This is a genomic window from Nocardiopsis mangrovi, assembly GCF_042653925.1.
In the GTDB taxonomy this organism is placed as follows: domain Bacteria; phylum Actinomycetota; class Actinomycetes; order Streptosporangiales; family Streptosporangiaceae; genus Nocardiopsis_B; species Nocardiopsis_B mangrovi.
On record NZ_JBHSFQ010000005.1, the window covers coordinates 90,694 to 116,565 of the forward strand.

A 25,872-nucleotide genomic window follows, 5' to 3' on the forward strand; every position below is an offset into this window, starting at 1 on the left:
GCCGCCCCACCGCGGCGGCCCGAGGACGCGGCGCCGGCGCCGCTCAAGCCGGGGACGGCGCGGACGGGGGTCCGGCCGGCGGCGGCGCGGGCCGTGGGGGTGTCACGGGGCTATGCGCAGGTGCCGGGCGGTGAAGGGGGTGGCGAATTTGCCGTGGGGGTCGAGTTCGGCGGCCAGCGCGCGGAAGTCCGGCAGCCGGTCGTAGAGGGCGTCGATGCGCTCGGGCGGGGTGGCGAACAGCTTCCCCCAATGGGGGCGCGCGTCGAAGGGCCGCAGCCGCTCCTCGACCAGGTCCATCACCGGGCGCACCGCGTCGGGGTCCTTGACCCAGGTGAAGTGGAACCCCACGGTGTCGCGCCCCTGGCTCGGGCTCAGCCACAGCCGGTCGGCCGCGATGGTGCGGATCTCGCCGACCTGCACGACGGGGGCGATGCGGTCGCGGACGGCGTCGAGCTCGTGGACTGCGGCGACGGCGTGCTCGCGCGCGACCAGGTACTCCGATTGCAGCTCCTCCCCGCTGCTGGGGGTGAAGTCGGGGCGGAAGTGCGGCAGCCGCTCGAACCACGGGCCGGGCACGCCGAGCTGCTCGGTGCAGCTGCGCGGGGACACGCCGGGCACCGGGTGGCGGGGGCCGTCGGCCGCCCGCGCCCCGAACGCGCCGGGATCGGGCGCGCCGTCGCCGGGGGAATCGGTGCGCCGCTTGACCCACACCTGGTCGATGGCCGGACCGCGCCAGCCGGTGAACATGCTGACGCTGTACCCGGCGGAGGTGATGTCGGTGAAGTGCTCGTCCAGCGCGTTCAGCGGAAGCCCTTCGTAGACGCGCTGGTAGACGTCGAAGGCGGGGACGACGTCGAGGGTGAGGTGGGTGACGATGCCCAGCGTGCCGAGCGCGACCACGGCCCCGTCGAAGCGGTCGCCGTGCGCGGAGCGGTCGAGGGTGCGCAGGCTCCCGTCGGCGGTGACGATCTCCAGTGCGGAGACCGATGTGGCGAGGCCGCCGTTGCGGTCGCCGGATCCGTGGGTGCCGGTCGCGCACGACCCGGCGACCGAGATGTGCGGCAGCGAGCCGAGGTTGCGCAGCGCGTAGCCCAGGGCGTGCAGCCGGCGGCCCAGCTCCCCGTAGCGGACGCCGGCGGCGACGCGGACCGTCATGGTCGCGGCGTCGGGCTCGACCACGGGTTCCAGGGCGGCCAGGGAGACCAGCGCGCCCCCGGGGGAATCGGCGATGTCGTTGAAGGAGTGGCCGGAGCCCAGTGCGCGGACGCGCCGGGCCGCGGCGACGATGCCGCGCAGTTCGTCGACGGTGGCGGGGTGGTGCACGTGGTCGGCCCGGAAGGTGGTGTTGCCCGCCCAGTTGGTGCGCCGCCGGTCCATCAGGAGCCTCCCCGCCCGCCGTGGCCGCGGAGCCCGCGACACCCGCGGGACATTGTGGCACCGGCGGGATCGCGCCCCTTCCTCCGGTCCCCGGACACGGTACGGCGGGGGCCGGACCCGGGGGCGGGCGGGGTGGACAGGGCGCCGATGCCCGGGCACCGCCGCGGCGCTGCCGCCCGGGGGCTCTGGAGGCCGGGGTGGCGCGCGCGGAGGGATGTCGGCCCCGCGCGTCCGCTCGGCGGGGAGGGCGGACCGGCCGGCCGGCGCCGTTCGTCCCCGCCGGCCCCCGACCGGTCGCCCGATCCGCCCTGCCGCCGGGCCCGGGGGCCCGGAGGTCACTTGCGGCGCTGGAGGGATTCGGCGAGCTCTTCGCGGTTCATGTGGGAGCGGCCTTCGATGCCCATCTTCTCCGCCTGTTCGTAGAGCTCCTCGCGCGTCAGCGGTGCCTTGCCCGCGGACAGGATGCGGCGGACCTCCTCCTGGCGCATGCGGTCGAAGGCGGCGCCCAGCTCCTCCAGCCGTTCGGTGCTGACGACCTTGGCCAGGGCGGGCAGGATCTCGTCCTCCTCCTGGCGGACATGGCGGCGCACGACGTCGACCAGCTCGTGCAGGCGGTCGTCGAACAGCGGAGAGCCGCAATCGGTGGCCGACAGCCGCTCCAGGATCTCTTCCGCCTTGTGGTGCTCCGCGGCGCAGCCGCGGACCCCCTCGACCTCCCCCGCCTCGTGCTCGGCCACGGGGTACAGGTACTCCTCCGCCGCATTGCCGTGGGCGACGAACCGCGCGGCCACCTCGCGCACCAGGCGTTCCCGCTTCTCGGGCTCCCGGCCCAGCGGGTGGAACATCCGTTCCAGTTCGCGGTGGTCCCGGGTGATCAGCGTGATGAGGTTGCGCGCCATATCCTCCCCTTCCCCCTGGGCGGACGCCGGCACCGCCACGCGACGTGGCGGAACCCTCCCGCTACCCGCGGATGCCGGGGATCACACACCCCGAGGCGTCCCGGAGCGTCCGCGCCCGGCTCGAAGCGCCCCATCCGCCCGGATTCCCCGTCCCCCACGGCCCCGGCGCCTATCCTGCGGGGATGGAGATCGTGATCGTGTGTCCCGCGTGCCAGGGCAGCGGGCTGCGGGTCAATGTCGTCGGCTACGCCGGGGGCGACCTCGCCGGGGAGATGGTCGTGCCGCGGCGCTGCCCCGACTGCGCCGGCGGGGGGCGCATCACCACCGCGGGCTGGTCGGCCGTCGACGAGCACGACGACGACGGCCCGCGCGCCGACGAATAACGGACCACCTCCGTTCACACGCCGGACCGTCCGGAAACGGCTGCGTAACCGGACGAGACCGGTAGGGAAACAGGTCGGCGCGAGACTCCCCCTTGGTATCCCCAGATGAAACACGACACCAAGGAGGTGGACGCGCGTGGGCTCATTGCGCACCGGCGCCGCCCTCACATCCGCACTCGCCGCCCTGGCCCTCACGGCCACCGCGTGCGGGTCGGCCGGTCCGGGCGGGGTCACCGACGACACCGTCAGGGTCGGCATGCTCCACTCCCTCTCGGGGACCATGGCCATCAGTGAGGTGACGGTCCGCGACGCCGTCCAGCTCGCCATCGACGAGATCAACGCCGACGGCGGCGTGCTCGGCCGGCGGATCGAACCCGTGATCGAGGACGGCGCCTCCGACGAGGCGGTGTTCGCCGAGAAGGCCCAGAAGCTGCTGCAGTCCGATCAGGTGGCCACGGTCTTCGGCGGGTGGACCTCGGCGTCGCGCAAGGCCATGCTCCCCGTCTTCGAGCGCAACAACGGCCTGCTGTGGTACCCGGTGCAGTACGAGGGCCTGGAGGCGTCGGAGAACATCGTCTACACGGGGGCCACGACCAACCAGCAGATCGTCCCGGCCCTGGACTACCTCAAGGAGCAGGGCCACACCTCGATCTACCTGGTGGGCAGCGACTACGTCTTCCCGCGCACCGCCAACCAGATCATCACGGCCTATGCCGAGGCCAACGACATGGAGATCGTCGCCGAGGACTACACCCCGCTGGGCCACACCGAGTACTCGACGATCACCGGCAGGATCGCCGATTCCGAGCCCGATGCCGTGTTCAACACCCTCAACGGCGACTCCAACGTCAGCTTCTTCCAGCAGCTGCGCTCGGCCGGGGTGAGCGCCGAGGACACCCCCGTGCTGTCGGTCAGCGTGGCCGAGGAGGAGATCGAGGGCATCGGCGCCGAGAACATCGCCGGCCACCTCGTGGCGTGGAACTACTACCAGACCACCGACACCCCCGCCAACGAGGGGTTCGTGTCCGCGTTCCAGGAGGCCAACGGCGACGACCGGGTCACCTCCGACCCGATGCAGTCGGCCTACAACGCCGTGTACCTGTGGGCCGAGGCCGTGGAGGAGGCGGGCGGCTTCGAGGTCGACGACGTGCGCGCCGCCCTGGACGGGATCGCGCTGGCGGCCCCCGAGGGCGACATCAGCATCGACGGCGCCACCCAGCACGTGGTCAAGACCGCCCGGATCGGCGAGATCGGCGAGGACGGCATGATCGAGCAGGTCTGGGACTCCGGCGAGCCGATCGCCCCCGACCCCTTCCTGGAGGGCTACGACTGGGCGCGGGACCTGTCGGGCAGCGGCGGCTGACGCCCTCTCCGCCGGCTCCCCCGCCCCCTCCCCCACTGCACGGACAACGGCGTCCGCCTGCCCGCCCCCGCCCCGGGTGCCCGGCCTTCCCGGCCGGCGCCCGGGAAGGCAAGAGAGATGCGATGGACGCGATAGTCAACCAATTGCCGATCGGGCTGGCGATCGGCGCCGTGCTGCTGCTCGCCGCGTTGGGCCTGAACTTCACGTTCGGCCAGATGGGCGTGGTCAACATGGCCCACGGCGAATTCATCATGGTGGGCGCCTACACCGCCTATGTGCTCCAGGCGTGGGTGCACCTGCCGGCCTCGACCGCGCTCGTGATCGCCCTGCCCGCCGCCTTCGCGATCGCCGGGACCCTGGGCTGGCTGCTCGAACTGGGGGTGATCCGGCACTTCTACGGCCGCCCCCTGGACACGCTGCTGCTCACCTTCGGCATCGGACTGGTCCTCCAGCAGCTGGCGCGCGACGTGTTCGGCGCACCCAATGTGGACGTCCCCGCGCCCGCCTGGCTGACGGGCGGGATCACCCTGGCCGGGGTGCGGCTGCACTATTCGCGGCTGTTCATCCTCGCCCTGGCGATCGCCTGCGTGGCCGCCATCGCCTACTACCTCAACCGCAGCCGGCCGGGGCGGCAGATGCGGGCCGTCATCCACAACCGCGACCTCGCCGCGGTCTCGGGCATCGCGACGCGCCGCGTGGACGCCGCCACCTTCTTCATCGGCTCCGGTCTGGCCGGGATCGCCGGGGTGGCGCTCACCCTCATCGGGCCGACGGGGCCCACCCTGGGCACCAACTACATCGTCGACGCGTTCCTCGTGGTCGTCATCGGCGGGCTGGGCCAGCTGCGCGGAACCGTGATCGCCGCGTTCGCCCTGGGCCTGCTCAACGCGCTCGTGGAGTTCTGGAGCGACGCCAGCCTCGCCAAGGTCGTCGTCTTCGCCGCGATCATCGCCTTCCTGCAGATGCGCCCGCAAGGACTGTTCACCGTGAGAACGAGGGCCCTGACGTGACGTCTCCACCTTCCGCCCCCGCCCCGGCCCGACGCCTCGCGCGGCTGGGCGGCCCGGCGGTGTTCACCGTCCTGCTCCTCACCGCCGTCCTGGTCCTGCCGCTGGTGATGCAGCCGTTCCGGCTCAACCTGCTCGCCCAGTACCTGTGCTACGCGATCGTCGCCGTGGGCATCGCGCTGGCGTGGGGGCGCGGCGGCATGCTCACCCTGGGCCACGGCGTCTACTTCGGCCTGGGCGGCTACGCCATGGCCATGCACCTCACCCTGGCCAACTCCGCGGCCGATCCGCTCGATCCCGGCGCGCTGCCGCAGTTCATGTCCTGGAGCGGGCTGACCGAGCTGCCCCTCTTCTGGCGGCCCTTCGCCGACCCGGTGTTCGCCCTCGCCGCCGCGGTCCTCGTTCCGGGTGCCGTCGCGGCGCTGCTGGGCTGGGCGGTCTTCCGCCAGCGTGTGCGCGGCGCCTACTTCGCGATCCTCAACCAGGCGCTGGCCGCGGCATTCGTCATCCTGCTCATCGGCCGCCAGCACCTGACCGGCGGCTCCAACGGGCTGACCGACTTCCCGGTCTTCGCCGGGATCGACCTCTACCGCCCCGAGGCGCAGCAGGGCCTCTACGTGCTCACGGTCCTCGCCCTGGCAGGGGTGTACCTGCTGTTCCGCCAGGTCGCCCGCAGTCGCTACGGGGCGCTGCTGATCGCCGTGCGCGACGGCGAGGACCGGGTGCGGTTCCTCGGCTACGACCCGACCTGGATCAAGACCGTCGCCTACACCCTGTCGGCCATGGCCGCGGGTGTGGGCGGGGCGCTGTTCGTGCCGGTCATGGGCATCATCTCGCCCTCCCTGCTGGGGGTGGTCCCCTCGCTGATGCTGGTGCTGGCCGTGGCGATCGGCGGCCGGTACAGCCTGGCCGGGGCCGCGGCCGGCGCCGTGCTGGTGAACGCCGCGCAGACCACGTTCTCCGAGGCCTTCGCGGGCGGCTGGCTCTACCTCCAGGGCGCACTGTTCGTCCTGGTGATCGCGCTCGCGCCCGGAGGGCTGGCGGGCATCGCCCGCGCGTCCGCCGAGCGCCTGCGCGCCCGGTGGCCGGCCGCGCCCTCCCCGGCACCCGCGGCACCCGCGTCCCCGAACTCCCCGGCCACCGAAGGGACCAGATGAGCACCCCACTCCTGGAACTGTCCGGCATCCGCGTCGTCTTCGGCGACTTCACCGCGCTCGACGGCATCGACCTGACCGTCGGCGAGGGTGAGCTGCGCTTCCTCATCGGCCCCAACGGGGCGGGCAAGACCACCCTCATCGACGTCGTCACCGGCCGCACCCGGCCCACCTCCGGCACCGTCGCCTTCGCGGGCCGACGGCTGACGCGGCGCGGGGAGCACCGCGTGGTGCGCGCCGGCATCGGCCGCACCTTCCAGACCGCCGTGGTCTTCGAGGAGCTGACCGTCGCCGACAACGTCGACCTCGCGGCGTCGTTCCGGATGAGCCCCATCGGGCTGCTGCGCCGCAGGCGCGGCCTGAGCGGTCCCGTCGCCGCCGTCCTGGACCGCGTGGGCCTCGCCGCCTTGGCCGACCACCGCGCCGGCACCCTCTCCCACGGCCGGCGGCAATGGCTGGAGATCGCCATGCTGCTGGCCCAGGACCCGCGGCTGCTCCTGCTGGACGAGCCGGTGGCCGGCATGAACGCCGACGAGCGGCAGCGGACCGGCGAACTGCTCACCGAGATCGCCGCCGACCACACCGTCATCGTCGTCGAGCACGACATGGACTTCCTGCGCCGCTACGCGCGCGACGTCACCGTGCTGCACGAGGGCCGCGTCCTCACCGAGGGCACCGTCGCCGAAGTACAGGCCGACCCGCGGGTGCAGGAGGTCTACCTGGGCCGCGGTGGCGCCGGATCCGGCGCCGCCGGCCCGGTGGCCGCCGCCGCGAACGAGGAGGGACGCTGACATGCTGACCGTCCACGGCCTGTGCTCGGGCTACGGCCGCGCCCAAGTGCTCTTCGATGTCGACCTCACCGCGGAGCCGGGGAGCGTCACCTGCGTGATGGGGCGCAACGGGGTTGGCAAGAGCACCCTGCTCAACACCGTCGCGGGCCTGATCCCCGCGACCGCGGGCCGGATCTCCTTCGACGGCGCCGATGTCACCCGCGCGCCCGCCCATGCGCGGGTGCGCGCCGGTATGGGCTACGCGCCGCAGGGGCACGCGTCCTTCGCCCCGCTCACGGTGCTCCAGAACCTCCAGGTCGCGCGCGAGGCGGCCGGGCGGGCACGACCCGAGGCGATCGACCGGACGCTGGAGCTGTTCCCGAGGCTGGCCCCGCTGCTGGAGCGCCGGGCGGGGCTGCTCTCGGGAGGACAGGCCCAGCAGCTCGCGATCGCCCGCGCCCTGGTCACCCGGCCCGCCCTGCTCATCCTGGACGAACCCACCGAGGGCATCCAGCCCTCCATCGTGGCCGAGATCGAGGAGGCCGTCGCCGCCATCGCCGGCGACGGGGTGGCCGTGCTGCTCGTCGAGCAGTACCTCGACGTGGCGCTGCGGCTGGCCGACAGCATCACGGTGCTGGACGCCGGCCGGGTGATCCGCGCGGGCCCGCGCGCGGAGCTGGACACAGCGGGCGCCCAGCGGCTGCTCGCGATCTGATGCGCGCGGCCCGGCGGGCGGGTCCTCCGCTGTCGGTGCCGGTCGGAGCCGGCACCGACAGCGGCCGCCGGTCAGGCGAGCCGGAGCCACCCCGTGCGCACCCGCCAGGAGCCGCCCGACCGCACGAGGCCGGCCGCGGCGCGCTCCAGCGTGGTGCGGGCGGGGGTGCGGGCGGGGTCGACCTCGGCCATCCGGAACACGAAGCGGAAGACATCGGCGTCTCCGGGCGCGTCCGCCTCCACGAGGGTGAACCTGCGCTGGAAGGCGAGGATGTTGGAGGACTCGGGCAGGTGGTCGGCCAGTTGCGGGTCCAGCAGCCACGAGGTGCAGGTCGCCACGGGGTAGTCGGCGGCGAAGCAGGAGCGGAAGAACCCGCGGGCCGCGTCCAGCGAGCGCTGGACGCTCGGGGCGTCCAGCGGACCGCCCACGGGGATGTGCAGGCGCAGCGCGGGCGCGCCCTCGGCCAGTTCCGGCCCCAGGCCGGCGGCCGCACCGGAGCCGTACCACCTGACCGCACCCGCGGTGGACAGGGTGGCGGGTTCGTATTGCAGCCGCCCCAGCTCGTAGAGGCCCGCCCGGAAGTGCAGCGCCGCCCACGTCACGGTCTCCAGCCCCAGCCGGCCGAACATGGCGCGGCTGTGGCCGATGTGGCGCCCGATGTCGCGGAGGGTGGCCGCCCGTACCTCCTCCGGCACACCGTGGCGGTCGTAGACGGCCTCCAGCAGCGGAACCGCGGCGGCCAGCGCGTAGACGACGGCGCAGCGCACCCGCACGTCCTCGGCGGCGATCAGGTTCGGCCAGGAGCGCCACTCACGGCGCCCTTCGGCGAGGTCCGCGGCCACCCGGGCGTACATACGCTCCAGCAGCCACCACAGTTCCACGGGCCAGGCGGGGTCCGGCCACGCCTCGATCAGCTCCGCGGCATCGCGTCGCGACGGCGCGAACGGAGCCAGCGCCTCCGCCGCCCGTGCCCGGACCGGCAGCGGCACACCCCCCTCCGGCAACGGCAGCGCGGCGGCCTCCTCCAGCCACACGCGCGCGGACTCGTCCAGACCGAACCTGTCGACCACAGCAGCAGCGTCCATCCCCATATATTGGCCCGCCCGAGGGAACCGGGAACGCCCGGCGCACCCCCTCGGCCCTGGTCCCGAGAACGGCTGCGCGCGGCAGCGCTCCCACCAGGCACGACACCACCCAGACGGCACCGCACCGGACCCCCCACCCGCCCCCGAAACGTCCGGCGTTTCCGGCCCCCGGGGCGGCCAACGGCCCGCGTCCGCGGTCGTTCGCGCTGATCGCGCGGCCGGTCCTCAGGGCGTGCTCACGCGGGGTGAGACCCTCGTCGCTACATGGTGAGGGCGGGTTCACATCCCGGGGCATATTCTGGGAGGGGCGCTACCAACCCCGCATTCCACTGGAAAGAGGACCACCACCGATGCCCGAACCGGCGCAGCAGATACGCGACTGGCTCGCCACCTACGGCTCACCCACCGCGTCGGTGGCCCGACTGCTCTGCGACCGCCACCCTGCCGACGCCGTCGCCGTCACCGAGATCGGGCCCGATCTCCGGCCGCGCGATCTCACCTACGGTGAACTCGCCGAGCGCTCCGGCCGGGTGGCCGCCGGGATGGCGCACCTGGGTATCGGCCCTGGCGACCACGTCGCCACGCTCCTGGGCAAGGGCATCGACTTCGCCGTCACCGCCATGGCGGTCTGGCGCCTGGGGGCGGTGCACGTCCCCTTGTTCACCGCGTTCGCGCCCTCGGCCATCGCCCACCGCCTGCTGCACCCGGCGGTCCGCCTGATCGTCTGCGACGACGACCAGCGCCCCAAGCTGGAGCCCGGCCGCGACATGCCGGCCGACCCGCCCTGGCGGATCGCCACCACCGGCGGGACCCCGCTGCGCGAGGGCGACCACACCCTCGCCTCCCTCGCCGCGTCCGGCACGGCGGAGCCGCCGGCGGCCGCCGTGGGCGGCGACTCCCCCTTCATCCTCCTGCACACCTCGGGCACCGCCGGGCCGCCCAAGGCCGTCCCCGTTCCGGTGCGGGCGCTGGCGGCCATGCACGCCTACCACCACTACGCCCTCGACGTCCGCGACGACGACGTCTACTGGAACACCGCCGACCCCGGCTGGGCCTACGGCCTCTACCACGGGCTCGTCTCCCCGCTGCTGGCCGGGCAGCGCACCCTCCAGCTGCGGGCCGGGTTCGACCCCGAACTCACCCTCGACGTGCTCGCCACCTACGGCGTCACCAACCTGGCCGCCTCGCCCACGGTCTACCGTTCGCTGCGCGCGACCGTGAAGACCCTGCCGCCCGAGATCGCGGTCCGCCGCCTCTCCAGCGCCGGTGAACCGCTCGGTCCCGACGTCGTCGACTGGGCCACCGACCGCTTCGGCGTCCCGGTCCACGACCACTACGGCCAGAGCGAGCTGGGCATGTGCGTGGGACACCACGGCCACGACGCCGTCGCCACCGACCTGCGGCCGGCGTCGCTGGGGACCGCCCTGCCCGGCTGGTCGGTGACCGTGCTGGACCAGATCGCCGACCACGAGGCCCCGCCCGGCGGGTTCGGCCGCGTGGCGGTGGACGTCAAGGGCAGCCCGGCCATGTGGTTCACGGGCTACCTCGGCAACCCCGCCGCGACCGCCGCCCGCTTCACCCCCGACGGCCACTGGTTCCTCACCGGCGACACCGGGAGCCGCGACCGCGACGGCTACCTCTACTTCTCCTCGCGCGACGACGACGCCATCCTGATGTCGGGCTACCGCATCGGACCCTTCGACGTCGAAACGGCGCTGCTGGAGCACCCCGCGGTCGCCGAGAGCGCGGTCTACGGCGTCCCCGACGAGCTGCGCGGCCAGGTGGTGGCCGCCACCGTGGTCCTCAACGAGGGCTGGCGGGCCGGGGACGAACTCGCCGACGACCTGCGCGACATCGTGCGCACCCGGTTCGCGGCACACGCCTACCCCCGCCGGATCACCTTCGCCGAGAACCTGCCCAAGACCCCGTCGGGGAAGATCCGCCGGGCCCGGCTCCGCCGGACGGGCTGAACGACCCCTTTCCCGCGCCACTGAGCGCCGCCGGTCCGGCCGGTGCGGCTCTCGTCACCGGGCGGCGGGGTCCCCCGCCGCGCCACGGGTCACGGCCCCGGGCGCGGCGGCGATGGCGCGCGGCCCGGGGCCGTGCCCGGGCCGCCGCGGATCACTCGCCGGGGATCGCCGCCTCGATGAGCTCGTCGATCCGGGCGGCCAGTTCGAAGTCGGCGAGCGTGACCCCGCCGGCCACGTGCGTGGTCTGGTGGAAGGTGACCTTGGTGTAGCGGATGTCGATGTCGGGATGGTGGTCGGCCTCTTCGGCCGCATACGCGACCGCGGTCACCAGGTGGACGCCGCCCATGAAGTCCGGCAGCTCCACGGTCCGCCGGATCTCGGCGCGCTCGCGGTCCCACTCCCAGCCGTCCAGGCGCTCCAGGCCCTCGGTGATCTGCTGTTCGTCGAGCAACGTCATGGTGGTCTCCCTCGCCCCCTCGGCACCTGCGGCCGTCTCCGGGGGTACCTACCCCGCGACGGCGGGACAACCGTCCGGCCGCCCGGCACCCCGCCCGCCGGCCCGCACGGCGGATCCGCCCGGCACCCGCCGCCCGCCCGCGGGCGGGCGCGTGGCCCGCACGCCGGTGCGGCCGGTCACGTCTCGGGCGCGCCCGCCCGCCAGCGTGCGAACCCGCCCTCGGTGTCGATCACCTGGCCGGTGATCCAGCGGGCCTCGTCGGTGGCCAGCCAGGCGATGAGCCGCGCGGGGTCGTCCGGGAAGCCGTACCGGCCGGCGGGGAACATCGGGCGCAGCCACCGCCAGGCGTCCTCGGTGAGGTAGCCGGTCTGCACGGGGCCGGGGTTGACGGTGTTGACGGTGATGCGGCGGTCGGCCAGCTCCTCGGCGATGGTGAGGGTGATGGCCGCCAGCGCTCCCTTCGCCGCCGCGTAGGCCACCTCGCCGGGCATGGGTCCCTGGCCCTGTCCCGAGGTCATGAAGACCACCCGCCCGCCCTCGCGGCCGTCGTCGTGGCGGGCGGCGAACGCCTGCGCCAGCAGCAGCGGCGAGCGGGCGTCGACGGCGTAGTGGGCGTCGAGCATGCCGGCGGTGACGCCGGCCAGGGCGGCGTCGCCCCCGCTGCGGGCGTGGTTGCACACCAGGATGTCGAGGCGGCCGAAGGCCGCGACGGCGGCGTCGACGACCTCGCGCGGCGCACCGGGGTCGGCCATGTCGGCGCCGATGTCGGCCACGCGCCCGCCGCCGGGCCCGGCGGCCTCGCGCACGCCCGCCAGGACCGCGCCGAGATCGTCGCCGCCCCACGGCTGGTCCTCGTCGTGGGCCCGGTGGTGGTGGCACATCACATCGGCGCCGTAGGCGGCGAGCCGGCGGGCCACCGCGTAGCCGATGCCCGCGCGCCTGCTGGCGCCGGTGACCAGCGCCGAGCGGCCGCGCAGCGGCAGCGGGTCGCGGGCCAGCTCGTGGAGATCGGGGTGGTGGACCGGCACGACCGGCTCCTGTGGATGCGTCATGCCCCCAGGATCCCGGTCGGGTCACGCGCTGTCATCGCGTTTTCCACCGGGGGCGCCGCGGCCGGCCGACCGGCGGGTCACGCCTGGTCGCTCGGCTCGGCCGGGAAATCGGTGAACTCGTCCTCATCGAGCTCGACGGTGGGGACGTCGCTGGAGGGCTCGATGCTCGGCGAGGAGGACGGGTCGGCGCTGGGGCTGGCGCCGTCCGAGGGCGAGGGCGAGGGCGACGCCGACTCCGGCGAGGGGGACGGGGAGGGCGAGGGGCTGGGTGGCGGCGGCGGGGTCTCCTCCTGCGCCAGCCCCGACAGCCACATGAACAGCATCAGCAGGATCGCGATGAACAGCAGCAGCACCAGCAGCAGCGCCACGACCACCCGCCACGTCGGGCCGGTCTCGGTCGAGCCGCGGCCCCCGGGCCCCCGGCCGGCCCACGACCACCGGGCCGCGGCGGGCGCCTGGGAGCCCGTGGCCCAGTACGGGGCGTAGGAGGGCCCTCCGGTGTCCGCCGCGCCGCCGACGCCGACCGGGGTGAGGAACGCCCCCGCCCGGTCCCCGCCGCCGCTCACGGCCACCCACGACGCGGCGGAGCCGCTGGTGTTGGACGCCAGTACCTTGGGCGACCCCGACACGCCGACACCCTTGTGCACGGCGGCGACGAACCGGTCGCGCGCGGCGGGGTCGGCCGCCGCGCCGGCGCTGAGCATCGCGACGCTCACCGGGCGCCCGCGGGAGTCGCGCGCGCTGTACACCACACCTTCCGGTGTGGTGCTGACCCGGTCACTCAGCCGGTAGGCCCCGAGCTGACGTGGGTCGGCGTCCTCTAGCGGCACGCTCGTCCTCCTCATTCCCCCTGTGCCACGGGCACCGATCGGTCCCGCATTGACCGGTCGCATACGGTTCGAACGGGTAGCATCACCGATGCGTGACCAACGTACCCGGCGGCGGCACCGTGGGGGCGGCACCGTTCGGTGAAAGGGTGGACTCATGCCGGAAAACGACACCGCGCCTGGAGGCGACGACGGCCGCGAGCACCGGGCCGCCGCGTCCGGCGGCGTCGGCGAGCCCACACGCCTCCTGCGCGCCGCCATGCAGGAGGTCTCCACCGTCATCGTGGGCCAGGACCAGATGGTGGAGCGCACGATGGTGGCGCTGATCGCCCGCGGGCACTGCCTGTTGGAGGGCGTGCCGGGGATCGCCAAGACCCTGGCGGTCTCGACCCTGGCCAAGGTCACCGGCGGGTCGTTCGCCCGAGTGCAGTTCACGCCCGACCTCGTGCCCTCCGACATCGTCGGCACGCGCATCTACCACCCCTCCACCGAGCAGTTCGACGTCGAACTGGGGCCGGTGTTCGCCAACTTCGTCCTGGCCGACGAGATCAACCGGGCGCCGGCGAAGGTCCAGTCCTCGCTGCTGGAGGTCATGGCCGAGAAGCAGGTGTCGCTGGGCGGCACCACCTACCGGCTGCCGGACCCCTTCGTGGTGATCGCCACCCAGAACCCGGTGGAGTCCGAGGGCGTCTACCCGCTGCCCGAGGCCCAGCGCGACCGGTTCCTGATGAAGGTGATCGTGCCGCACCCGCGCGCGCACGAGGAGATGGAGATCCTGCGCCGGATGAGCGCCGCGCCGCCCGAGGCCCACCAGATCCTCGACCCGGTGACGCTGCGCGAGCTCCAGCACGACGCCGAACGGGTGCACGTGCACCAGCTCATCGCCGACTACGTGGTGCGGCTGGTCATGGCCACCCGCGAGCCCGAGAACTACGGCGTCCCGGAGCTGCGCCGGGTGCTGGAGGTCGGGGCGAGCCCGCGCGCGACGCTGGGCCTGGTGGCCGCGTCCCGGGCGCTCGCGCTGATCCGCGGGCGCGACTACGTGCTGCCCGAGGATGTGCGCGTGCTGGCGCGCGATGTCATGGCCCACCGGCTGGTGCTGTCCTTCGACGCGCTGGCCGACGGCGTCACCACCACCCAGATCGTCGACCGGGTCCTCGCCGCGGTCCCGCCGCCCCGGGTGATCTGGGACGACCCCTCCAGCGGCGAGCAGACCGCGATGGCCGCCAGGTAGGCCGCGATGCGCACGCCGGCCTCGCGCGGACTCGACCCGCGCCTGCACTCCGCCCTGCACCACCTCGACCTGCGCGTGGTGCGCCGCCTTGAGGGGCTGCTGCACGGCGAGCACCTGGGCCTGCGGCTCGGGCCGGGCAGCGAGCCCGCCGAGGCCCGGCTGTACCAGGCCGGCGAGGACGACGTCCGGCTGATGGACTGGTCGGTGACCGCGCGCACCACCAGCCCGCACGTGCGCGACCTCGTGGCGGACCGCGAGCTGGAGAGCTGGACCCTGCTGGACCTGTCCGCGAGCATGGACTTCGGCACCGGCCGCCAGGAGAAGCGCGACATCGCCATCGGCGCGCTGGCGGCCGTGAACGTCCTCACCCAGCGCGTCGGCGACCGCTTCGGCGCGCACTTCCTGCACCGGGGCCGTATCCGCAGGTGGCCGGCCCGGTCGGGCAAGGCGGCCCTGCTGTCGCTGATGGCCACCGTGGCCGCGGCGCCGCGCACCGACCCCGGCGGCTCCGAGGGCGCGGCGCTCGGCGACGCGCTCACCGACCTGGCGCGCACGCGCACGCGGCGGGGCCTGCGGGTGGTGATCTCCGACTTCCTGGACACGCCGCCGGGGACATCGTCCGCCGAGCCCGCGTCGTGGGAGCGCCCCCTGCGCAGCCTCACGACCCGTCACCAGGTGATCGCGATCGAGGTCATCGACCCCCGTGAACTCGATCTCCCCGACATAGGATTGGTCACGATGCAGGACCCCGAGTCCGGGCGGGTGCGCGAGGTCGCGCTCACGCCCCGGGTGCGGCACGACTACCGGCAGGCCGCCTTGGCGCAGCGCTCGGCCGTCCAGGCCGGATTGCGCCGGTGCGGCGTACCGCACCTCGTGTTGCGCACCGACCGGGACTGGATCGTGGACATGGCCCGGTTCGTGGTCGAGCAGCGGCGCACGGCCCACCGGCTCGCGCGGCACACGCCGGCGATCCCACGCTGACCGCGCCGGCCCGCCCGCGGGCCGGCGCCCACCGACCCACAGCCCCCTGCACGACCCACGCGGAAAGGACCACGGGTGAGCTTCCTGTCCCTTGGCTGGCTGTGGCTGCTGCTGCCCTTCGCCGCCCTCGTCGCCGTGTACGTCCTGTTGCAGTACCGCCGCAAGGACTACACGCTGCGGTTCACCAACCTGGCGCTGCTCGACCATGTGGCGCCGCGCCGCCCGGAGTGGCGCCGGCACGTCCCGGCCACGCTGTTCTGCCTAACCCTGGTGGTGCTGATCGCGGCCATGGCGCGGCCGGCGATGCCGGTGGAGGTGCCGCGTGAGCGCGCCACGATCATCATCGCCATGGACGTGTCGCCGTCCATGGCGGCCACCGATGTCGCGCCCGACCGGCTGACCGCCGCCAAGGAGTCCGCGCAGGGGTTCGTCGAGTCCCTCCCCGACCGGTTCAATGTGGGGCTGGTCGCGTTCTCCTCGGCGGCCAGCGTGGTGTCGTCCCCCACTCAGGACCACCGCGCGGTGGTCGACTCCATCGCGAACCTCCAGATGTCGCCGGGCACGGCGATCGGCGAGGGCGTGTTCACCTCGCTCCAGTCGATCACCTCCTTCGACGAGGAGGCGGGCGAGAACCCGCCGCCCTCCGCCGTGGTGCTGCTGTCCGACGGGGAGAACACCAGCGGGCGGCCCATCACGGCGGCCAGCCGCGAAGCGGGCGACACCGAGGTCCCGGTGTCGACGATCGCCTTCGGGACCGGCGCGGCGATCATCGAGATCAACGGCGAGCCGGTCGAGGCCGACATCGACAAGGAGGCGCTGGAGCGGCTGGCCGAGGGGACCGGCGGGCACTTCTACGAGGCGGAGTCCGAGGGCGAGCTGAGCGACGTCTACGCCGACATCGGCTCCTCCCTGGGCAGCGAGACCGTCGACCAGGAGATCGTCCACTGGTTCGTGCTGGCGGCCCTGGTGCTCGGCACGGCCACCGCGGTGACCTCTCTGGCGTGGTTCCAGCGCCTGCCCTGACCTGATCCGGCCAGCCCCCGGCTTTCCCGTCGGCGCGCTCCGCGCCGGCGACCGGCGCCCGTCTGCGGGCCGCAAGGGGCGCCGCCCCTCCGGGGCGCGCCGGAGGGCGGGGGCCGCCTCGTCGCGGTGCCCTCCCCCCGTCCGGCCGACGCGTGCCCGCGGCGGCGCGCGCGATTCGCCACTCCGCCCGGGGCCCGGCGGGGCGTCGGGAGACGCCGCGGGGCGGCGAAACTTCCTTCCCCCCAGGGCATTGCGCAAACCGGGACGACCCGGTCATGTCACCTCCAAGAGGGTCGCCGCAAGCCCGGCGAACAGCCCCGATGCCGCATTTCCGCTGTTCGCCCGGTACCGTGTCGCTGTTTGCCCTGTTGACGGGAAAGTTGGAAGACGTGACGATGCCGGATACCTCCGCCGCTCCCGCGGCGATCTTCTTCGACCTTGACGACACCCTCCTGGACGACCAGGCCGCCAGCACCGCCGGGCTGCACGCGCTCATGGACCTCCTGGGCCACCCCGATTTCCCGGCGGCGCGACGCCTCTGGGACGTCCAGACCGACATCTCCTTCGGCGCCTACATCGCCGGGCGCCTGACCTTGGCCGAGCAGCGCCGCGAGCGCGTGCGGGCCCTCGCCACCCAGGCGGGGCACTCCTCGGTCGCCGACGAGCACTGCGACGACCTCTACCAGCGCTACCTGGCCGCGCACCGCAGCGCCTGGCGCGCGTTCGACGACGTCGTCCCCGCGCTCAACGCGATCTCTGCGGCCGGGATCCGGCTGGGGGTCATCACCAACGGGATCGAGGCGCTCCAGCACGAGAAGCTGGCCGCCGTCGACATCATGCAGTACTTCCCGGTCGTGGTGTGCGCCGACAGCGCGGGCGCCGGCAAGCCGGACCCCCGGATCTTCCACATCGCCTGCCAGCGCATCGGCGTGGCGCCCCAGCACGCCTGGCACGTGGGCGACCAGCTCCGCGCCGATGCGCTGGGGGCCATGTCCGGCGGGCTGCGCCCCATCCTGATCGACCGCCACGGCATGAACACCGGCCAGACCGACCTCCCCGCCATCAACGGGCTGGAGCAGCTGCTGCGCATGGCCGGCGTCGCCGCCCCTTCCGGGATGCTCTGACCCCGCCGGCGTCCCATCCGGTGGATCCTCGCTCCCCCGCCCGGCGCCCCTGCCTCCGGCCCGGTGCGAGGACGGCCCGCTGTAGCGGGCATGTGCGGACCGGCCGTCACCCACCCGGCATGGCCCGGTCACCGCACCCGAACCGGAGACGACCGCACGACCGCGGGCGCGACCGCGGCGGGCGCCGGCGGCATCCGGCCGCGCGGTCCCGGACACCCTCGCGCTCGGCGCCGACCGCATCGGCGGCGACCGGCCGCGGGCCCCTCGCGCCTTGCACCGCCCCCACCGCTCCCACCGCTCCGCTTCGGCGCGGCTCCCCCGGCGCGTTCACGTGATTCGTGCTCGTCAACGCCACCAGGACCCCCTGCGCCGAGCGCGGTCGAGATGCCGGGTGACCAACGCGCCGACCTCGGTGGCAGGCTGAACCCACCCTCTATGACGCATTTTTTTACAGATAATATATGGTTGCGTCATGACCTACGCAGATGACGTCGCCGACGCGGCGATCCGCGCGGCCGAGAGGGAAGGACGGGCGGTCGGCGCCCTGAGCCTGGCCGAGATCGCAGCGGCGGCCGGGACGTCGAGATCGACACTCCTGCGGCGCGTCGGTGGCCGCGAGGCCATCGACGACGCTCTCCGGCGCCGCGGCACCGGGCCGCTGACCCTCGCCGAGAGGGCGGTCGAGGCCGCTGGGCGGCTGATCGTCGCGGACGGCCTGGGGAACCTGACCCTGGAGCGGGTCGCCGCCGCGGCCGGGTGCACGGTGATGTCGATCCACAACCAGATCGGCGGTCGCGACGCACTGCTCATCGCCGTGTTCGACCACCACGCCGTCCTGCCGCGCTTCGCGCCGCTCCTCGACGACCCCGCCGCGGCCCCCGGGCAGGACGGTGCCGCCCTGCGGCACATCGCCGAAGCCGTCTTCCGGAGGCTCCTCGACCTCGGCCTCGACCGGTCCTCGGTGGCCACGGCCCTGATGACCGAGGCGCTGGCCCGCCCGGATTCCGCCCTGGCCGGGCACATCCGCGACACCTACATCCCGCACAGCGCCGCGGCCGTGGACGCGTTCCTGGCCGAACGGCTCCCCGCCGAACTCGTGCGCGCGCACCCCCCCGGCGCGCTCCTCGCCCAGTTCCTCGGCCCCGTCCAGTTCTACGTCGAGGTGGCCACTGTCGACCAGAGGCCGCGCCCCGCCCAGGAGCGCGCCGCCGTCGCCGCGGCACTGGCGGCCGGCTTCGTCCGCGCCACGACCCCCCCGCAGCAGGAGGACCAGCGATGACCACGCACACCGCCGACGTACTGATCATCGGAGCGGGACCCACCGGCCTGACCCTGGCCGTCGACCTCGCCCGCCGGGGCGTGCACGCCGTCCTGGTGGAGGCCGCCCCCGCCATCCCGCGCCAGTCGCGCGGAAAAGGACTGCAACCCCGGACCCTCGAAGTCCTCGACGACCTCGGCGTGATCGAGGAGGTCCTCGCCCACGGCCGGTGGAGGCAGCGGACCACCCTGTACAAGGACCGCACGGAGCTCGCCGACCTGGGAACCGGCTTCGCCGAGCCCCGCTCCGACGTGCCCTACCCCAATATCGTGATGCAGCCGCAGTGGCGCACCAGCGGCATCCTCGCCGAGCGCCTGCGCGACCTGGGCGGCGAGATCCGCTTCGGCACCCGCCTCACCGGCTTCACCGACGGCGCCGACGGCGTGCGGGCGACCCTCGCCGCGACCGACGCCGCCGAGGAGCAGGTGCACGCCCGCTACCTGGTCGGCTGCGACGGCGGACGCAGCCTGGTCCGCCGCACCCTCGGCGTCGGCTTCGCCGGGGTCACCCGCGAGACCCACCGCTACCTCTTGGGCGACGTCACCGTACCCGGGTGGTCGCCCGAGGAGGACGAGGCCGTCCGCTCCTACGCCTGGCTGGCCTCCGACGGCTCCTTCCTGGGGCTGGCCGGCCTGCCCGGGACCGGGCAGTGGCAGATCGGGGCCGACGTCCCCGCCGACGCCGCCGGCCTCGAACCGTCGCTGCCGGCCCTCCAGCGCCTGTGGGACGAACGCACCGGCCGCACGGACGTCCGCCTCGGCGAGGCGACGTGGCTGTCGGACTTCACGGTCAACACCCGCATGGTCGACGCCTACCGGCGCGGCCGGGTCCTGCTGGCCGGCGACGCGGCCCACGTCCACCCGCCCACCGGCGGGCAGGGCATGAACACCGGCATCCAGGACGCCTACAACCTCGGCTGGAAGCTCGCCGCCCGGCTGCACGGCGGCGGGGAGGACCTGATCGATGGCTACCAGGCCGAACGGATGCCGGTCGCCCGGGGCGTGCTGGAGAAGAGCACCGACATCCTCGATGTCGTCATGAGCCCCAACCGCGCCGTCGCGTTCATGGTGCAGCGCGTCGCCCTGCCGCTGCTGAGCATCCCGGCGGTGAACCGGGCGCTCATCGGCAAGGTCTCCCAGACCGACATCGGCTACCGGGACAGTCCGCTGGTGGCCGACGACCTGTCCGGGGGACGGGTGCGCGCCGGAGACAGGGCCCCGGACGCCCTGATCACCGACGCCGCGACCGGCGCGCACATGCGGCTGTTCGACGTGTTCCGGGGCCCGCGGGCGACGCTGCTGCTGTTCGGCGAACGCGCGGCCGCCCGGCTATCGGGCGCCGACCTGCCCTCCCACCTCGACACGTGTCTGGTCACCGACGGCCCGGTCCCCGCGGGATGGGAGGGCAAGACCGTCCGCGACCGCGGCCGCACCGCCCGCCGCGCCTACCGGCCGGCACCGGGAACCGCCCTGCTCATCCGCCCCGACGGCTACGTCGGCTGGCGCACCCGCGCCCCCACGCCCGCGGCGGTGCGCGACCGCGCCGCCCTCTACGAGGGCGTGTCGGGGCCGCTGAGCGGGAGCGCGTTGTAGGGACGGGCCCACCGTCGGGTACGGGCCCGGACGAAACGAGACCCCGGAGGTCAGCGGGCCCGGCCCGGCGGAGCGCACCGTGAGCACCTATGTCCACGCCGAGACTCCCGGTGCCGTTCGACCGCGCCTTTCACCGCCGCGGCGAGCCGGACCACCGCGTTCCCCCGCCCGGACACCGGTGGAGCGTAGCGGTCACAACGGCGCTCGTCTCCGCGAAGAACTCCGGGAACCCGGCCGGAGCGGCAGCCGAGCATCGGTTGTCGGAGACCATGACGGTGCTCGATCCCCCGACCCCCGGAGGGCCGGTCGACGCCCTCCGGCCCTCACCCCGCCCCGTTCCCGCACGGCCCCGGGCGCCGACCCGGTGATCGGGTGCGCCCCGAGCGGCGGGACACTGGGGCCATGGACCAGGACACCGATCACACGGCACAGGGCTCCCAGCAGACACAACGGGACGGTGGCGCGGGCGACGCCCCCCGCACCGGCCGCCGGGTGACGGCCCACGTGGTGCGGCTCGGCCCCGACGGCCGCACCCCCCTGGTGCCCGCCGGGGACGGGCCCGACGGCGCGCTGGCCGGTCGCCGGGTGCTGTACGGCGGCGATCCGGCCGAGGCCGCCCGCGCCGCGGCGGGGCTGCCCGCCGACGCGCGGGTCAGCGCCTGGGACGTGCGCACCGAGATCACCACCGTGGCCGGCGCGGCGGGCCCGGTGGAGCTGCACGTCGATCGGCTGTTCTACACCGAGGGCGGCCCCGCGCCCTCCGCGCCCCGCGCGCACGGGGCCACCGGCCTGCCGTGCCGCCCCGGGGCCGCCGAACTCCTGGCCGAGGAGCCGGAGCGGGAGACGCCGTCGCTGCGGCGGTTCGCCTCCTACGGGCTGGTCACCGACCCGGAGGGCCGGCTCCTGCTCACCAGGATCGCCGAGGGGTTCCCCGGTGCCGGCACCTGGCACCTGCCCGGGGGCGGCGTGGACCACGGCGAGCACGCCCGCGCGGCCCTGAGACGGGAGATCTTCGAGGAGACCGGCCAGGACGCGGGCGTGGGCGGGGTGGTCGGCATCGCCCACCACGCCCGGAACGCCCAGATGGGGCCGGAGGGCGCACCGGTCGACATCTACGCGGTCTGGGTGTTCTTCCACGCCCACATCGCCGACCCGCGCCCTCTGCGGGTGACCGAGACCGCGGGGTCGACGGCCGACTGCGCGTGGTTCACCCCCGAGGAGCTGCCCGGCATCCGCCTGTCGGCGACCTCCCGGCGGGCGCTGGACGCCCTGGGGTCGGACACCCGGGCGTGAGCCCCGGCCCCGGGACGGCCGGGCGCGGGGTCAGCCGCGGCGCGCCTCCGCGGCGCGGCGCGCCAGCCAGATACCGGCGCCGATGGCGATGACCGCGGCCCCCGAGACCACCGAGGGCAGCGGCAGGCTCAGTGCCAGCACGACGCAGCCCGCCAGCCCGGTCACGGGCACCAGCAGCAGGGGGCGGTTCTCCTCCGGGCCCAGGCGCAGGGCGGAAGCGTTGGTGATGGCGTAGTACGCCAGCACCCCGAACGCGGAGAACCCGATGGCGCCGCGCAGGTCGGCGAAGAGGACCAGCGCGCACACCACGACGGCGACGGCGGTCTCGGCGCGCTGCGGGACCCCGGTGCGCTGGTGGACGCCTGCCAGATAGCGCGGCAGGTGCCCGTCGGCGGACATGGCCGAGACCGTCCGGGAGACCCCCAGGATCAGCGAGAGCAGCGCGCCGAGGCTGGCCAGGGCCGCCCCCGCCGCGACGGCCGGGGCGAGCTGCGGCCACCCGGTGGCGACCACCGTGTCGATCAGCGGCGTGCTGCTCGCGGCCAGGGTGCGGCGGCCCAGGACCGTCAGCACCGACACCCCGACCAGGAAGTACACGACGAAGACCCCGGCGACGGTGATGGTGATGGCGCGCGGGATGGTGGTGCGCGGGTCGCGCACCTCGCCTCCGAGCGTGGCGATGCGGGCGTATCCGGCGAAGGCGAAGAAGAGCATCCCGGCGGCCCCGAGCAGGCCGAAGAACCCGGGCCAGTGCGACGAGACCGCGACCTCGGCGGGGTCGGCCTCGCCGCCGCCCAGTGCCACCGCGACCACCGCCGCCAGGACGGCGAGGACGCACGCGAGCAGCACCCGCGACAGCCAGGCCGCCATGCGCACCCCGCGGTGGTTCATCGCCGTGAGCGCCACCACGGCGGCCACGGCGACGGGCCGCTCCCAGCCGGGGAGCGCATAGGCGGCGAAGGTCAGCGCCATGGCGGCGCACGACGCGGTCTTGCCGACCACGAACGCCCACCCGGCGATGTAGCCCCAGAGGTCGCCCAGCCGCTCGCGGCCGTAGACGTAGGTACCCCCGGACTGGGGGTGGCGGGCCGCCAGCCGGGCCGACGAGGTGGCATTGCAATAGGCCACCACGGCGGCGATCAGCACGGCGACCGGCATCCAGGCTCCGGCCTCGGCCGCGGCCGGGCCGAACACGACGAAGACACCGGCGCCGACCATGGCGCCGGCGCCGATCGCGATGGCGTCCGCGGTGCCCAGGACGCGGCGCGGTTTCGCCTGCGAACCAGAAGAGGTCGTCATAGTCGCCGAGTCTGCCCCAGCATGATCACGCCACAGTGAACATCAGCCCGCTGCAATGCGTCCACAACCGGCCGTGGCCGCCGGGGCGCACAGGGCGCGCCCGCGGGCCGCGAATCGGGCTCCGCGGCCCGGCGGGCGGCCGGACGCTGGGGCAGGGCGGTCATCCGGCTCCTGTTCCGGGGTGCGTCCTCACGGCAACCACGGGGTCGAGGTGTTGTCCGAGATGTCCTCCGACGCCGCGAGCCGCAGCTGGCGGGCGAGGTCCGACAGCGCCCGCGAGACGGCGAGCTCGTCGCCGATCTCGGGGACATCGCTGTCGATCGGGTTCTTCTGCGCCATCCCGTGGCCGCGAAGGCTGGTGCCGTCCTCGGCGTCGAGCCCGACCTCGGCCATCGTCCGCGAGCGGTCGCCCTCGGTCTCCTCCGAGAGGAGGATGTCGACGTTCCAGCGTTTCGTGGTGTGCATCGCGCCCACCTCCAGCGATGGTGTCGTCCCGGACGGGCACCGGATGGCAGCCCCCGGCCGGTGTCTTCCGGATGGGAGTCCCGCGGCGGTGTCGCCACGCCCTGGTGCACGGGGCCGTGGCCGAGCCGCAGGGCCCGGGCGGCGAAAGCGCCCCGCAACCGCGTCCGCGGCGGGCGGGGGCACCCGCGTCGCGGGTGCGCGGCCTGGTGGCGTCCGTGTTCGCCGCTTCTCCCCCATCTTCCCCGGCGGGCACGATGCATGCAACGCGCGGCCGGTGAAATGCGGATATGTCCGTTCCTCTGTCGGGGCGCCGGACCGCGGCCTTGACCTCAAGTGAGCTTGATGTTCCAGAGTTCTCCCCATGAGCGACACGAGCGAATCGAGCACCGGCACGGGCGCACGCGAGGCGGACATCGACGCGATCAGGCGGGTGGTCGCCGCGGTCGAGCACGCGCAGAACAACGAACTCCCCGACGAATTCCTTCGCCTGTTCCGCGCCGACGCGGTCTGGACGACGGGCGGCGGCACGCGCCTCTTCGGCCTCGACGCGATAGCGGCCTTCACCCGCCAGGCGCTTCCGGGCGGCATGCAGGACATGTCGGTGGCCTTCGAGCTGGAACACGTGCTGTTCATCCGCCCCGACGTCGCCGCCGTCAAGGTGCGCCAGTTCTACCGGACACCGGACGGGCCGGATGTGGGCACTCCGTTGTGGGTCATGGCGAAGGAGGACGGGCGCTGGCTGCTCACCGCCTGCCAGAACACCGGCGCCCCCGACGACGAGCTCGGCGAGGGCGCGGCCGGCCGGCCCGTCTTCGCCCCGGCCACGTGAATCCGGAACCCGTCGTGGGCGACGCACCGGGCGCCCCGGAGGGACGCGGGGCAGATCTTCGGCACCGCAGCGGGGCCCTAGCCGATCCCCGAGCCCAGGGAGCGGCCGCCGTCCAGGGCGTGGGTCTGGCCGGTGACCCAGGCGGCCTCGTCGGAGGCGAGGTAGGCGATGGCCGCGGCGACGTCGTCGGGGGTGCCGAGGCGGCCCGCGGGATAACCGGCGGCGACCCCCGCTTCGTCGGCCTCGTACAGGGCGGCGGCGAACCGCGTCTTGACCACGGCGGGGGCCACCGCGTTGACGCGCACCCGGGGCGCCAGCTCGTAGGCGAGCTGCGCGGTGACGTTGATCATCGCGGCCTTGCTGGCGCCGTAGGCCGCGATACCGGGCGACGGGTGCAGTCCGGCGAGCGAGGCGACGTTGACCACGGCGCCGCCGTGCTCCTTCATCCAGGCGCGGTGCACCGCGGCGGTCCAGGAGACGGCGGCTATAACGTTCACCTCGAAGACCTTCGCCATGGCCGCGGGTTCGACGTCGATGAGCGGGCCGAACACCGGGTTGATGCCCGCGTTGTTGACGAGGACGTCGATGCGGCCGAAGGCCGTCAGCGCCCGGTCGACGGCCTCGGCGCGGTGGGCGTCGTCGTGGGCCTTGCCCGCGACGCCCACCGCCGTTCCGGCGCCGCCGAGCCGGTCGACGGCGTCGCGCAGCGGGCCGGGATCGCGGGCGGTGACGACGACCCTGCCGCCCTCGCCGACGATGCGCTGTGCGGCGGCGAGCCCGATGCCCCTGCTGGCCCCGGTGATGATCGCGGTCTTGCCGTCGAAACGTCCCACGGCCCGGTCCTTTCGTCGGTTCGTCGGTGCGCCGATCACAGTACCGACCGACCGGTCGGTCGCTCCACCCCTCGCTCCCGCACCCCTCGGCGGCGCAGCTGGTAGCGTCACCGGGTGGCCCAGCACTACTTCGACTCCGACCCCGGGGCGCCCAGCAGGCCGGCGACCGTGGCCCTCGTCCTGCCCGACCTGCACCTGCGGCTGGGCACCGACCGCGGGATGTTCTCCCCCGACCGGGTCGACCTCGGCACCCGCGTGCTCCTGGAGAGCGTGCCCGCGCCGCCCCGGACCGGCCGCCTGCTCGACGTGGGCTGCGGGTACGGCCCGATCGCGCTGGCGCTGGCCCGGCGCGCCCCCGGGGCGTCGGTCACCGGGGTCGACGTCAACGCGCGCGCGGTGCGCCTGGCCCGCGCCAACGCCGAGGCCAACGGCGTGTCCAACGCCGAATTCCGGCTGATCGCCGCCGACGGCGCACCCGCGGAGCCGGGCCCCGGCCTCGACGGCCCCTTCGACGCGATCTGGTCGAACCCGCCGATCCGCGTGGGCAAGCCGGTCCTGCACGGCCTGCTGCGCACCTGGCTGGGCCGGCTCTCCGACGAGGGCGCCGCGCATCTGGTGGTGCAGCGCAACCTCGGCGCCGACTCCCTCCAGCGCTGGCTGGCGGCCGAGGGCTTCCCCGCCGAGCGGGCGGCGTCCCGGGCCGGCTTCCGCATCCTGCGTGTGACCCGCGGCATCAACGGGTGAGGGCCCTGCTGAGTGCGGCCGCCGAGTCTGTATCCTGGGCGGCGACACATCCGGCACCCCCGCGCCAGGAAGCACGAG

At 74.4% G+C, this 25,872-nt stretch carries 25 protein-coding genes; 16 read left to right on the forward strand and 9 right to left on the reverse strand.

The genetic code is table 11. The features are described 5' to 3' along the window. Positions 1-102: 102 nt before the first annotated feature. Both ACFO4E_RS07710 and ACFO4E_RS07715 read right to left on the reverse strand, forming a co-directional pair. Positions 103-1,377 carry an FAD-binding protein gene (locus ACFO4E_RS07710; RefSeq protein ID WP_378572357.1) on the reverse strand — a complete coding sequence of 425 codons (1,275 nt, stop codon included), beginning with the start codon at positions 1,375-1,377 and terminating at the stop codon, positions 103-105. A 335-nt stretch (positions 1,378-1,712) separates the two neighbouring features. Further along, positions 1,713-2,276, reverse strand: a complete 564-nt coding sequence (locus ACFO4E_RS07715) for a hemerythrin domain-containing protein (protein ID WP_378572358.1) — start codon at positions 2,274-2,276, stop codon at positions 1,713-1,715. 182 nt (positions 2,277-2,458) lie between these two features. Between ACFO4E_RS07715 and ACFO4E_RS07720 the strand changes: the two genes are divergently transcribed. The 6 genes from ACFO4E_RS07720 to ACFO4E_RS07745 all read left to right on the forward strand — a co-directional run bounded on the left by ACFO4E_RS07720 (position 2,459) and on the right by ACFO4E_RS07745 (position 7,668). Next, on the forward strand, positions 2,459-2,659 hold the full coding sequence (locus ACFO4E_RS07720; RefSeq protein WP_378572359.1) for a hypothetical protein: 201 nt from the start codon (positions 2,459-2,461) through the stop codon (positions 2,657-2,659). 136 nt (positions 2,660-2,795) lie between these two features. After that, complete coding sequence (gene urtA / locus ACFO4E_RS07725; RefSeq protein WP_378572360.1) at positions 2,796-4,022, forward strand: urea ABC transporter substrate-binding protein; 1,227 nt, start codon at positions 2,796-2,798, stop codon at positions 4,020-4,022. A gap of 122 nt (positions 4,023-4,144) precedes the next feature. Further along, positions 4,145-5,032 carry an urea ABC transporter permease subunit UrtB gene (gene urtB / locus ACFO4E_RS07730; RefSeq protein WP_378572361.1) on the forward strand — a complete coding sequence of 296 codons (888 nt, stop codon included), beginning with the start codon at positions 4,145-4,147 and terminating at the stop codon, positions 5,030-5,032. Further along, the gene (gene urtC / locus ACFO4E_RS07735; RefSeq protein ID WP_378572362.1) at positions 5,029-6,186 is read left to right on the forward strand and encodes an urea ABC transporter permease subunit UrtC; all 1,158 of its coding nucleotides are present in this window, start codon (positions 5,029-5,031) and stop codon (positions 6,184-6,186) included. The genes urtB and urtC overlap by 4 nt, the downstream gene beginning before the upstream one ends. Continuing rightward, on the forward strand, positions 6,183-6,974 hold the full coding sequence (urtD, locus tag ACFO4E_RS07740; RefSeq protein ID WP_378572363.1) for an urea ABC transporter ATP-binding protein UrtD: 792 nt from the start codon (positions 6,183-6,185) through the stop codon (positions 6,972-6,974). Before urtC ends, urtD begins: the two co-directional genes overlap by 4 nt. A 1-nt stretch (position 6,975) precedes the next feature. After that, on the forward strand, positions 6,976-7,668 hold the full coding sequence (locus ACFO4E_RS07745) for an ATP-binding cassette domain-containing protein (RefSeq protein WP_378572364.1): 693 nt from the start codon (positions 6,976-6,978) through the stop codon (positions 7,666-7,668). Positions 7,669-7,739: 71 nt separating this feature from the next. Here the strand turns inward: ACFO4E_RS07745 and ACFO4E_RS07750 are convergent, their stop codons facing one another. After that, the gene (locus ACFO4E_RS07750) at positions 7,740-8,753 is read right to left on the reverse strand and encodes an acyltransferase domain-containing protein (protein WP_378572365.1); all 1,014 of its coding nucleotides are present in this window, start codon (positions 8,751-8,753) and stop codon (positions 7,740-7,742) included. 350 nt (positions 8,754-9,103) lie between these two features. On the opposite strand from ACFO4E_RS07750, the gene ACFO4E_RS07755 reads away from it, so the two are divergent. Next, positions 9,104-10,723: an AMP-binding protein gene (locus tag ACFO4E_RS07755; RefSeq protein ID WP_378572366.1), complete on the forward strand. Its 1,620-nt coding sequence runs from the start codon at positions 9,104-9,106 to the stop codon at positions 10,721-10,723. A gap of 151 nt (positions 10,724-10,874) precedes the next feature. On the opposite strand, the gene ACFO4E_RS07760 is transcribed toward ACFO4E_RS07755, so the two are convergent. The 3 genes from ACFO4E_RS07760 to ACFO4E_RS07770 form a co-directional block, all read right to left on the reverse strand. Then, a complete protein-coding gene (locus tag ACFO4E_RS07760) occupies positions 10,875-11,180 on the reverse strand; it encodes a 4a-hydroxytetrahydrobiopterin dehydratase (protein ID WP_378572367.1) in 306 nt (101 codons plus the stop codon). Positions 11,181-11,356: 176 nt separating this feature from the next. Next, complete coding sequence (locus ACFO4E_RS07765) at positions 11,357-12,232, reverse strand: SDR family oxidoreductase (RefSeq protein ID WP_378572368.1); 876 nt, start codon at positions 12,230-12,232, stop codon at positions 11,357-11,359. 77 nt (positions 12,233-12,309) lie between these two features. Next, positions 12,310-13,062, reverse strand: a complete 753-nt coding sequence (locus tag ACFO4E_RS07770) for a hypothetical protein (protein ID WP_378572369.1) — start codon at positions 13,060-13,062, stop codon at positions 12,310-12,312. 154 nt (positions 13,063-13,216) lie between these two features. On the opposite strand from ACFO4E_RS07770, the gene ACFO4E_RS07775 reads away from it, so the two are divergent. The 7 genes from ACFO4E_RS07775 (at position 13,217) to ACFO4E_RS07805 (ending at position 21,624) form a co-directional block, all read left to right on the forward strand. Next, positions 13,217-14,293, forward strand: coding sequence for an AAA family ATPase (locus tag ACFO4E_RS07775; RefSeq protein WP_378572370.1), 1,077 nt, complete (start codon positions 13,217-13,219; stop codon positions 14,291-14,293). Between the two features lie 6 nt (positions 14,294-14,299). After that, complete coding sequence (locus ACFO4E_RS07780) at positions 14,300-15,274, forward strand: DUF58 domain-containing protein (protein ID WP_378572371.1); 975 nt, start codon at positions 14,300-14,302, stop codon at positions 15,272-15,274. Positions 15,275-15,349: 75 nt separating this feature from the next. After that, a complete protein-coding gene (locus tag ACFO4E_RS07785; RefSeq protein WP_378572372.1) occupies positions 15,350-16,297 on the forward strand; it encodes a VWA domain-containing protein in 948 nt (315 codons plus the stop codon). Positions 16,298-16,692: 395 nt separating this feature from the next. Then, entirely contained in the window at positions 16,693-17,421 is a 729-nt protein-coding gene (locus tag ACFO4E_RS07790) for an HAD family hydrolase (protein WP_378572644.1), read from the forward strand. 472 nt (positions 17,422-17,893) lie between these two features. Then, positions 17,894-18,700 carry a TetR/AcrR family transcriptional regulator gene (locus ACFO4E_RS07795; protein ID WP_378572373.1) on the forward strand — a complete coding sequence of 269 codons (807 nt, stop codon included), beginning with the start codon at positions 17,894-17,896 and terminating at the stop codon, positions 18,698-18,700. Next, a complete protein-coding gene (locus ACFO4E_RS07800) occupies positions 18,697-20,331 on the forward strand; it encodes an FAD-dependent monooxygenase (RefSeq protein WP_378572374.1) in 1,635 nt (544 codons plus the stop codon). The genes ACFO4E_RS07795 and ACFO4E_RS07800 overlap by 4 nt, the downstream gene beginning before the upstream one ends. 402 nt (positions 20,332-20,733) lie before the next feature. Beyond that, entirely contained in the window at positions 20,734-21,624 is an 891-nt protein-coding gene (locus tag ACFO4E_RS07805) for an NUDIX hydrolase (RefSeq protein ID WP_378572375.1), read from the forward strand. Positions 21,625-21,654: 30 nt separating this feature from the next. Here the strand turns inward: ACFO4E_RS07805 and ACFO4E_RS07810 are convergent, their stop codons facing one another. Both ACFO4E_RS07810 and ACFO4E_RS07815 read right to left on the reverse strand, forming a co-directional pair. Then, positions 21,655-22,923, reverse strand: a complete 1,269-nt coding sequence (locus ACFO4E_RS07810) for an APC family permease (protein WP_378572376.1) — start codon at positions 22,921-22,923, stop codon at positions 21,655-21,657. A 189-nt stretch (positions 22,924-23,112) separates the two neighbouring features. Further along, positions 23,113-23,388 (reverse strand): DUF1876 domain-containing protein, encoded by a 276-nt coding sequence (locus ACFO4E_RS07815; protein ID WP_378572377.1) that lies wholly within the window; start codon positions 23,386-23,388, stop codon positions 23,113-23,115. A gap of 361 nt (positions 23,389-23,749) precedes the next feature. Between ACFO4E_RS07815 and ACFO4E_RS07820 the strand changes: the two genes are divergently transcribed. Next, entirely contained in the window at positions 23,750-24,217 is a 468-nt protein-coding gene (locus ACFO4E_RS07820) for an SgcJ/EcaC family oxidoreductase (RefSeq protein ID WP_378572378.1), read from the forward strand. Between the two features lie 77 nt (positions 24,218-24,294). Here ACFO4E_RS07820 and ACFO4E_RS07825 read toward each other — a convergent pair whose 3' ends face one another. After that, complete coding sequence (locus tag ACFO4E_RS07825; protein WP_378572379.1) at positions 24,295-25,050, reverse strand: SDR family oxidoreductase; 756 nt, start codon at positions 25,048-25,050, stop codon at positions 24,295-24,297. Between the two features lie 114 nt (positions 25,051-25,164). Here ACFO4E_RS07825 and ACFO4E_RS07830 point away from each other — a divergent pair, with 114 nt between their 5' ends. Continuing rightward, entirely contained in the window at positions 25,165-25,794 is a 630-nt protein-coding gene (locus tag ACFO4E_RS07830; protein WP_378572380.1) for a class I SAM-dependent methyltransferase, read from the forward strand. Positions 25,795-25,872: the final 78 nt, after the last annotated feature.

Bases quoted from the DNA above. Each gene is read 5' to 3' on its own strand.
- ACFO4E_RS07815 (WP_378572377.1), bottom strand. From the start codon at position 23,388: ATGCACACCACGAAACGCTGGAACGTCGACATCCTCCTCTCGGAGGAG.
- ACFO4E_RS07780 (WP_378572371.1), top strand. From the start codon at position 14,300: ATGCGCACGCCGGCCTCGCGCGGACTCGACCCGCGCCTGCACTCCGCC.
- ACFO4E_RS07775 (WP_378572370.1), top strand. From the start codon at position 13,217: ATGCCGGAAAACGACACCGCGCCTGGAGGCGACGACGGCCGCGAGCAC.
- ACFO4E_RS07810 (WP_378572376.1), bottom strand. From the start codon at position 22,923: ATGACGACCTCTTCTGGTTCGCAGGCGAAACCGCGCCGCGTCCTGGGC.
- ACFO4E_RS07720 (WP_378572359.1), top strand. From the start codon at position 2,459: ATGGAGATCGTGATCGTGTGTCCCGCGTGCCAGGGCAGCGGGCTGCGG.
- ACFO4E_RS07805 (WP_378572375.1), top strand. From the start codon at position 20,734: ATGGACCAGGACACCGATCACACGGCACAGGGCTCCCAGCAGACACAA.
- ACFO4E_RS07765 (WP_378572368.1), bottom strand. From the start codon at position 12,232: ATGACGCATCCACAGGAGCCGGTCGTGCCGGTCCACCACCCCGATCTC.
- ACFO4E_RS07795 (WP_378572373.1), top strand. From the start codon at position 17,894: ATGACCTACGCAGATGACGTCGCCGACGCGGCGATCCGCGCGGCCGAG.
- ACFO4E_RS07800 (WP_378572374.1), top strand. From the start codon at position 18,697: ATGACCACGCACACCGCCGACGTACTGATCATCGGAGCGGGACCCACC.
- urtD (WP_378572363.1), top strand. From the start codon at position 6,183: ATGAGCACCCCACTCCTGGAACTGTCCGGCATCCGCGTCGTCTTCGGC.
- ACFO4E_RS07755 (WP_378572366.1), top strand. From the start codon at position 9,104: ATGCCCGAACCGGCGCAGCAGATACGCGACTGGCTCGCCACCTACGGC.
- ACFO4E_RS07745 (WP_378572364.1), top strand. From the start codon at position 6,976: ATGCTGACCGTCCACGGCCTGTGCTCGGGCTACGGCCGCGCCCAAGTG.
- ACFO4E_RS07710 (WP_378572357.1), bottom strand. From the start codon at position 1,377: ATGGACCGGCGGCGCACCAACTGGGCGGGCAACACCACCTTCCGGGCC.
- ACFO4E_RS07760 (WP_378572367.1), bottom strand. From the start codon at position 11,180: ATGACGTTGCTCGACGAACAGCAGATCACCGAGGGCCTGGAGCGCCTG.
- ACFO4E_RS07820 (WP_378572378.1), top strand. From the start codon at position 23,750: ATGAGCGACACGAGCGAATCGAGCACCGGCACGGGCGCACGCGAGGCG.
- ACFO4E_RS07715 (WP_378572358.1), bottom strand. From the start codon at position 2,276: ATGGCGCGCAACCTCATCACGCTGATCACCCGGGACCACCGCGAACTG.
- ACFO4E_RS07750 (WP_378572365.1), bottom strand. From the start codon at position 8,753: ATGGACGCTGCTGCTGTGGTCGACAGGTTCGGTCTGGACGAGTCCGCG.
- urtB (WP_378572361.1), top strand. From the start codon at position 4,145: ATGGACGCGATAGTCAACCAATTGCCGATCGGGCTGGCGATCGGCGCC.
- ACFO4E_RS07790 (WP_378572644.1), top strand. From the start codon at position 16,693: ATGCCGGATACCTCCGCCGCTCCCGCGGCGATCTTCTTCGACCTTGAC.